The sequence below is a fragment of the Tissierellales bacterium genome (assembly GCA_025210965.1).
Taxonomy (GTDB): Bacteria; Bacillota; Clostridia; order Tissierellales; family JAOAQY01; genus JAOAQY01.
The window spans coordinates 1-8,426 of record JAOAQY010000127.1 but is presented as its reverse complement, the minus strand read 5'-3'; the positions used below and the strand labels follow the sequence as shown (position 1 = coordinate 8,426).

Sequence of the window (8,426 nt, the reverse complement as noted above, 5' to 3'; positions counted from 1 at the left end):
TCTATACACTATGATAGCGCTTAGCATAGTAGTGCTTATAAAAGTTGTTGGAATCATATTAGTTATAGCATTACTCACTATTCCTGCAGCTACGGCTAAACTATTTTTTGTAGATCTAAAAAAAGTAATATCGGGAGCTATAGGATTTGGTATGCTTTACAGTATAGTGGGACTTTATCTGTCATATACATTCAATATTGCATCAGGAGCATCTATTATATTATTTGCCGCTGTGGTTTATTTTGGAGCGCAGGTTGTTAGAGGCAAGTGATAGATTAAATGCTGAAAAATAAGCAAAAACTTAAGCTTTCTAGGTTAAAGTAATATATATTATTAGTATGAAATTCAATCCTCTATGTCCAAATTTTGTTGTAGATTAGTCAACTTTGGAATAGAGGATTTTTTTTGCGTGGATTAATGTTAACAAAAAGTATAAAAATAAATTTATTTTAAAAAGATAGTTAATAAATTTTAACAAATTAATTTAACGAATTATATTGATTGGTGATTAGAAAAATGTTATATTAATCATGACAGGTGCATCCGTTGAAAATGATGAAGGGATTGATATTATGAATATGAAAAAAATAGGTAGTATTTTTATGGTAGGAGTATTATTAATAAGTTCTGGTGTAGCTTTAGCTACCAAATCAACTACATTGGAATATAAAGATTGTAGCGCAAAGGCAGAGCTTGATTGTGATTTTAATCTTTCGTGGTTTGGAGATGACGAAGGTGAAGCAGAGACTATGGAAAAAACTGATACAGATTATTCTGTTGCAGCTAGAATCGAGCGTTGGGATAGCAAAACTGAAATGGGCGATTACAAATATGATGGAGATAAAAGCTGGGCTCAGGTTAAATATACATGGAGTGATGTGTATTGTTACCAATCTAGACACTCTATTGACGATAAAAATCATACAAAAGAGTATGTTGTTAAATCATACAAGGATGTTGATTAATATTTATTAATTATTTTTTGAAGAAAATACCTAAGGATATTTATCCTTAGGTATTTTAAAAGTAGGTGAAAAAAATGTATAAATGTATAGAAATAATGAAAAGACAGTTGAATTACCATAGGATTCCAACTTTTATTATTATGACAGGGTTAATTATATCAATGACTTTAATATCATTTAGTGCTAGTGCTATGGAGAAGTCAATAAACAATGTGAAGAAAGACTTGAATTATTTACCTGCTAGTGGTATAGAAGTTGACGTTAAATTAGAAAAAAAATCGATAAAGAAACATTAATTAAATGGTTTGAGTCTATTGATAAAAAAACAGGAATATATTTAGAGAATATAATGATTTTTCTAAATGAGTATAGAGGTGGTTCGTTAATGATAGTGCCAGAATATTACAATAAAATCAATAAAAGATATCCGTTGATAGAGGGGAACTATTATACCGAATCTGATTTGAAAAATGGAAATAAAGTGGTTCTAATAGGTCGAAGTTACATACAATACATGTATACGGATAATGATATAGATTATATAGATATAAACAATAGTAGGTATCAAGTTCTAGGCATTATAGGTGTAGAAAATGAAAAAATACGTGAGTTAGATAATAAAATAGTAATGCCGATAACTTCTATTCCAAAAACTGCAATGGATGAGCTAATAGAAAGGAAAGAATTTAGTTTTTTTATTTTTGGCACAGGAGAGTATCCTAGAAATCAATATAAGACTATAAAAAACAAAATAATGAATTATGATACATTTGCGGTGATTAGTGCATATGATTTTGTAAGACAAAATGTTATTCATATTTCTATAGGAGAATATAAAGATATGAATTTGTCACTATTGATATATTTGTGTGCTGTTATTAATACTTTAAATGTATCATCATATTGGATAGAGAGTAGAAAAAGAGAGATAGGTATAAGAAAAGCGTTTGGAAGTACTAATATTAGAGTAGTTGGGATGTTATTTGCTGAGATGTTTTTGATTGCATTGTGTTCATCAATTATTAGTTTAAGTATTCAAATTTTCATGAAATTCTTTATTAATCAAATTTGGTTTTTTGAAATAGAAATAACAAGTAGCAATGTGTTTGCTTCCGCAATAATAGTGATAATTTCGGCGATTATTGCTGTAATAATACCTTCTTTTAAGGTTATGAAGATGGAACCTAGAGAATCGATAAGATTGTAGTAGGAGGACAAAATGTATATTAAGACTGTATTAAAATCATTGAGTAAAAAAAAATTAAATGCACTACTTATAATATTTCAATTGTCAATATCATTTCTGATTATTGTAAATGCATTCAAATTTATAGACCAAGTGAATTATCAATCTAATAGCATAAAGAATAATTTAAATATAAATCTAGATAAGACATATCGTGTGATGTTTAAAAATGTTGAAGAGACGAAAGATTATATAAATAGATTGCATAGACTTAGAGAGTATGTAGGAACTTTAGATGGAGTAGTAGGGTATGGCGCATATGATGAAATGGGGGTTATTTTTGATGAATTAAGAATGGATGATAAATATATCAATAGAAATTTAGAAATAAAAAAGACAGTAAGATCATTAACTTATCCTGAACTTTCGGATGTTATATTTATAAATAGTTCGATTTTAAATTTTACGAATATGGAAGTAGAAATGGGACGGATGTTAGAACGTCAAGATTTTAATTTAAGACAGGGAATGCAGGTGCCGATTTTGGTAGGAAGCGCATATAAAGATGTTTTGAAACTCGGTGATATACTTACTATAACTGAATACGAGATGAGAAAAAATCAAAAAAAAGAGTTTAAAACTGAATTTAAAGTTATTGGATTTATAAAACAGGGAGAAAAGTGGTTTTCTGATGATGATTTTGTTATGGAGCCTCTTGAAAAATTAGATGATAAGTTTGTAGCTCCAAATTATCTGTTTAATCAAGAAAGTATTATCAGTAATTTGTCAACTTTACATAAAGTTTTTATTCAAATGGAAGATGATGCTAATGATAAGATAATATTAAGAGAAGTACGAGAAAAGGGTTTAGAGTACAACTTGAATATTGATTTTAAGTCTATAGTAGAGTTATTAAATGAATATAATGAAGGGTATAGTGAGATTATACAAATTAATCTTTTGTTAGGAGTATTTTTAGTTGTAATGTCTTTAATCGGTATAGTTTCTATAATGTTAATTAATATTAGAAGCAGATATAAAGAGTTTGGAATTAGAATTATGTCTGGAGCAAGTATAAGATATATACAAATGATAATAATTGGGGAAATGATTTTTATGTTAGTATTTTCTTTTGTATTATCTTTTTTGTTTAGAATTTCATTTGAGGGTATAAGTTCGTTTAGGAATACAATGTTTTTTATGCTTAATTCAAATAGCTTTATATACTTATTTTTTATTGCATCACTTGTAGTATTTGTAGCAATTATTTACCCAACGATAGTAATAGGTAAAATTCAGCCTAGCCAGTTAATAAAAGGAGAAGACTAAGAATGATAAAACTAAATAATGTTAGCAAAATTTATGGGAAAGGTGCATATGAAAATATGGCGCTGAAAAATATTAATCTTAGGATAAAGAAAGGTGAATTTGTTTCAATTATGGGAACTTCTGGATGTGGGAAATCAACTTTACTAAATATAATAGGGTGTATGGACAAACCAACTAAAGGAAACGTTTATATAAATGACAAGTTAGTAAATAAATATAGTGATAAAAAATTAAGTATTTTAAGAAATTCTACTATAAGCTTTGTATTTCAAAATTTTGCGTTGATGAATGAATATTCGGTTTATGAAAATGTTGAACTTCCATTAGAACATAGAAAAATGAAAAGAAAAGACAAGAAAAAATTAATAGTCGAGCAGTTGGTAAGATTAGGAATTGAGGATTTAATTGATAAAAAAAGTAATAAAATATCAGGTGGTCAGCAACAAAGAGTTGCAATAGCACGGGCATTGGTTAGTAATAGTGATATAATTCTAGCGGACGAACCTACAGGGGCGTTGGATAGTAAAACAACAAGAGAAATATTGGATTTGTTATTAAAAATAAATAAAGAAGGAAAGACAATAGTTTTAGTAACTCATGATCCTCTGGTAGCTGCCGTTAGTGATCGTGTGATAAGGATTGAAGATGGTTCGATTCAAAAATAAATAGAGGAGGTTTTATCTATGAAAAAGTTGTTTGCATTGTTAATGTTTTTTATTTTGGTAATAGCTTATACAGCTTATGCTGGTAATACAGCACCTTATTATGAGAGCTTAGAGGGGATTATAGATAGTGAAAATTTTGAAGAAGAGTATAGTGTTTTGAAAAACTCATTTAATGTTCCGAAAAATGTAGGGGATAAAATAAGCCTTGATGTAATTTGCGTATTAGATTCAGGAAATGCTGACTTAAAGCTCAAAAATCCTAGCGGTGAAATAGCATATAGTCATAATTTTAGTATTAACGATAATCAAAAAATAAATGAAGAAATAAAAAGCGAAGAAGGTAAGTGGACACTTGAAATTTTTATAAGTGAAGAAACAGAAGGAAAATACAGGGTAACTATGAATAATGACAAAGATGAAGAGGACTAATTATTGATTTAGTAATGTAAGGAATTTAAAAAACTTTAAAAATAAAACTCATCAATTGATGAGTTTTTTATATGAAGAAATATATCAGCCTAATTTAGTCTTAACCTAACTAAACCTAACATAAGAACCTATATCTTTCAACCAAAAAACCGCGAAAAGTATGTTTTTGACCGCGAATGACATATTGCGATATTTTTCGTAACATAAGTTACAGCCGAGTGTTATTTATATGTGTATAATGGATATAGATAAAGCGAACTATGTATGAAATAAGGAGGATATTTAAATGAAGCGAATTAATGGAAGCGATACTTTATATAAAATAACAAAAGATTATCCAGAAACTATAGATGTATTTGTAGCAGAGGGTTTTACTCAGATGGAAAGTGAATCACAGAGAGAGACATTTGGAAAGAAATTGACACTTGAGATGGCTTTAAAACTTAGAAAAATTGGACTTGAAAGTTTTATAGAAAAACTAGAAGATATAGTAGAGCAGAGTAGAGATGGAGTCGATGAAACTCTTAAAGAAGTAGAGTTTGATGAAAGCGCAGATATAAAGATTCAAGGAATATTACCGTGCCCAGTTAGAATACCACTTTTGGAATCGTGGACAGAGTGGATGAATGCAAATGGTCATGATTTAGGCTTTAGTGTGACTTATGATTTAAAAGCTGCATCTATGGGTGTTGGATGGCTAGAAGATAGCCTTAGAAGTGCAGATGATGAAGAAATACTATCTGATCTATTCTTGTCAGCTGGATTTGATTTATTCTTTGATGAAGAACTCATGGGAAAATTTAAAGCTAAAGGAACATTTAGCGATATGAGTGGAATTACAAATTACAATAGAGATTTTCATTCTGCAAATATAGAACTAAAAGATCCCAAAAAAGAATACGCCATTATAGGTGTAGTGCCAGCAGTATTTCTAGTAAATGAGGCAGAACTTGGAGATATAAAAAGACCTGAGAGCTGGGAAGATTTGTTAAGAGATGACTTTGAAGGAAGAGTGAGTTTACCTATAGGGGATTTTGATTTGTTCAATGCCATACTACTCAATATATACAAAAATTATGGTGAAGAAGGGGTGCGAAAACTTGGCAAAAGCTTGCTAAAAAGTATGCATCCATCACAAATGGTGAAATCTCACCGAGAATCAGTGAAACCACTTGTAACTATAATGCCTTATTTCTTTACCAAAATGGTTCACGAAGGTGGCCCAATGTCAGCGGTTTGGCCTTCAGATGGAGCTATCATAAGTCCTATATTCTTACTTAGCAAAGCATCTAAATCAGATAAGCTAAAACCAATTGTTGACTTCTTTGCATCAAAAGATGTAGGAGAGATACTTTCTCACAATGGAAGATTTCCAAGCGTGCACCCAGAAGTTGACAATTTGACTGCTAAAGACAAACCTTACATGTGGCTTGGATGGGATTATATAGAGCAAAATAATATAGGAGCTCTCATAAAAAAATGTGAGACTTATTTCAATGAAGGATCAAGTAAATAGGGGGTATAAAACATGAATTTAATAACTATTTCAGGCCCACCGTCATCAGGAAAGACAGCGGTGATAGTAAAGATGATAGAGGCGCTCAAGCAAAGAGGTATAAAGAGCGGTGTAGTAAAATTTGATTGTCTATATACAGATGATGATATTATATATGAAAAACTTGGAGTACCAGTGAGAAAAGGGCTTTCAGGAGCACTTTGCCCTGATCACTATTTTGTCAGCAATATAGAAGAAGTTACTAAATGGGGGCTAGATGAAGGATTAGACCTTTTGATAACGGAGAGTGCAGGTCTTTGTAATAGGTGTTCTCCATATATAAAGGATATAAAAGCTATATGTGTAATAGATAATCTAAGTGGAATAAATACACCTAGAAAAATAGGTCCTATGCTAAAAGCGGCAGATATCGTAGTTATAACAAAAGGCGATATAGTATCACAGGCAGAGCGTGAAGTATTTGCATCAAAGGTATCATCTGTGAACCCAAAAGCTATAACTATGCATATAAATGGACTTACAGGCCAGGGCGCATTTGAGTTAAGTACGCTTGTATACGATGAAAAAGAAAATGTAGAGACAGTGAAAGGAAAAAAACTTAGATTTTCGATGCCATCAGCTATGTGTTCTTATTGCTTAGGTGAAACAAGAATTGGAGAAGATTTTCAAATGGGAAATGTAAGAAAGATGAAATTAAAAAAAGAACAAGGGGAGGAAAAATAAATGGCAAAAAAATATTTAGAGATGTCTATTGAAAAGCTATTAGAAGATTATCCCTTTGTGGAAAGTTATTTAGAAGAAAATAACCTAGAAATAGAAGACAAGAACATGAGTCTTGCAGATTATTTTGCAAATATGACAGAAGAGGATATGGAAGAATGGGCACTAGATCCAGAAGGGCTCATAATAGGATTCGAATCGTATATGGAGCAGATGATAGAATTCCTCGGAATAAAAGAAGATGATGTGGTTAAATCACTTACACTTATTTCTGGACAAGATAAGTCTGGAGAGGCAGAGAATTTTGATCAATTCAGTATAAATGCAGGCGAAATAATATCTATAGTTGGACCTACTGGTTCTGGAAAGAGTAGATTGCTTGCTGACATAGAGTGGACAGCTCAGGCAGATACACCTACAAAGCGAAGTGTGCTCATAAATGGTCAAAAGCCTGATATGAAGTGGAGATACTCATCAAGTAATAAATTGGTCGCACAATTATCTCAAAATATGAATTTTGTAATGGATCTCAGTGTACAGGAATTTGTAGAGCTACATGCGAAGAGTAGACTAGTAGAAGATGTCCAAGGAATGGTACTAAAAATCATACAAGAGGCGAATAAATTAGCTGGCGAGAAATTTGATTTGTCTACTCCAGTCACAGCTTTATCTGGAGGACAGTCAAGAGCGCTTATGATTGCAGATATGGCTATACTTAGTAAATCGCCTATAGTATTAATAGATGAGATTGAGAATGCTGGAATAGACAGAAAAAAAGCATTGTCACTTTTGGTTTCAGAGGACAAAATAGTGCTGATGGCAACTCATGATCCACTTTTAGCACTTATGGCAGATAGAAGACTTGTCATAAATAATGGCGGAATTAAGGCTGTTATAGAGACATCGGAATCGGAAAAGCAAAAATTGAAAGAACTAGAAGAGAGAGACAAAGAATTTGCAGAAATGAGAAGATTGCTAAGATATGGTGAACGCTTGGACTAAAAAGTTAGAAATTATTGCCAAATGCATAGAAATGTCTTAAAATGAAAAAAAGTGGGTAAAGAAATTAAAAGCGCTATATGCGACTGACTCATGCAGAGGAGGATATTTTTTATGTATATAAATGAAGTAGTTGGCGATGAAAGAGTTGAAGATTTAGATTCGCAAATAGAGATAGTTCTAGAGGTGTGGGATGAGTTAGCTAATTTAGTAGAAAATCAAGGGTATGAAGAGCTAAACGATATCCAGCGTTATGTTTATGCGGTAAATGAGCTTTTTATGGAAGTAAACAATGGTGGATTTAATCAATATTTCTTCAATAGTGCAGGAGATCATGCACTCGAGGCATTAGAAGCACTAGATGAGATGAGTTTTTACAAAATCGCGGAATTACTTGAAAAAGCTCTTTCATTGTTTGAAAATGGTTATATCCACGACCAATTTGCAAGACAAGATTATTTAGTTGGAGAAAATGAAGACGAAATAGATTCAAAATGTAGTGCGCTTGATAGCGAATTTTATGCTATAAATGAAGATGTGGATCAGCAACTATATGACTATATTTATTCTAATAAAGAAATGCTAGATGCCTAAAATTCCAAACGATTAAAGGCGTG

At 31.2% G+C, this 8,426-nt stretch carries 11 protein-coding genes; all 11 read left to right on the top strand.

Annotated elements, in window-relative coordinates; genetic code table 11:
• The coding region (locus N4A40_09445; GenBank protein ID MCT4662071.1) for a metal ABC transporter permease at positions 1-271 on the top strand (271 nt) is incomplete at its 5' end.
• A gap of 307 nt (positions 272-578) precedes the next feature.
• Positions 579-965 carry a hypothetical protein gene (locus tag N4A40_09440; GenBank protein MCT4662070.1) on the top strand — a complete coding sequence of 129 codons (387 nt, stop codon included), beginning with the start codon at positions 579-581 and terminating at the stop codon, positions 963-965.
• A gap of 74 nt (positions 966-1,039) precedes the next feature.
• Positions 1,040-1,261 carry a hypothetical protein gene (locus N4A40_09435; protein ID MCT4662069.1) on the top strand — a complete coding sequence of 74 codons (222 nt, stop codon included), beginning with the start codon at positions 1,040-1,042 and terminating at the stop codon, positions 1,259-1,261.
• Between the two features lie 89 nt (positions 1,262-1,350).
• Positions 1,351-2,172 carry an FtsX-like permease family protein gene (locus N4A40_09430; GenBank protein ID MCT4662068.1) on the top strand — a complete coding sequence of 274 codons (822 nt, stop codon included), beginning with the start codon at positions 1,351-1,353 and terminating at the stop codon, positions 2,170-2,172.
• A 12-nt stretch (positions 2,173-2,184) separates the two neighbouring features.
• Positions 2,185-3,480, top strand: coding sequence for an ABC transporter permease (locus N4A40_09425; protein ID MCT4662067.1), 1,296 nt, complete (start codon positions 2,185-2,187; stop codon positions 3,478-3,480).
• A gap of 2 nt (positions 3,481-3,482) precedes the next feature.
• Positions 3,483-4,145, top strand: a complete 663-nt coding sequence (locus N4A40_09420; GenBank protein ID MCT4662066.1) for an ABC transporter ATP-binding protein — start codon at positions 3,483-3,485, stop codon at positions 4,143-4,145.
• Positions 4,146-4,163: 18 nt separating this feature from the next.
• Positions 4,164-4,574, top strand: coding sequence for a hypothetical protein (locus tag N4A40_09415; GenBank protein ID MCT4662065.1), 411 nt, complete (start codon positions 4,164-4,166; stop codon positions 4,572-4,574).
• Between the two features lie 286 nt (positions 4,575-4,860).
• A complete protein-coding gene (locus N4A40_09410; protein ID MCT4662064.1) occupies positions 4,861-6,090 on the top strand; it encodes an ABC transporter substrate-binding protein in 1,230 nt (409 codons plus the stop codon).
• A 12-nt stretch (positions 6,091-6,102) separates the two neighbouring features.
• The gene (locus N4A40_09405) at positions 6,103-6,813 is read left to right on the top strand and encodes a hypothetical protein (protein ID MCT4662063.1); all 711 of its coding nucleotides are present in this window, start codon (positions 6,103-6,105) and stop codon (positions 6,811-6,813) included.
• Positions 6,814-7,812 carry an ATP-binding cassette domain-containing protein gene (locus N4A40_09400; protein ID MCT4662062.1) on the top strand — a complete coding sequence of 333 codons (999 nt, stop codon included), beginning with the start codon at positions 6,814-6,816 and terminating at the stop codon, positions 7,810-7,812.
• 111 nt (positions 7,813-7,923) lie between these two features.
• Entirely contained in the window at positions 7,924-8,403 is a 480-nt protein-coding gene (locus N4A40_09395; GenBank protein ID MCT4662061.1) for a DMP19 family protein, read from the top strand.
• Positions 8,404-8,426: the final 23 nt, after the last annotated feature.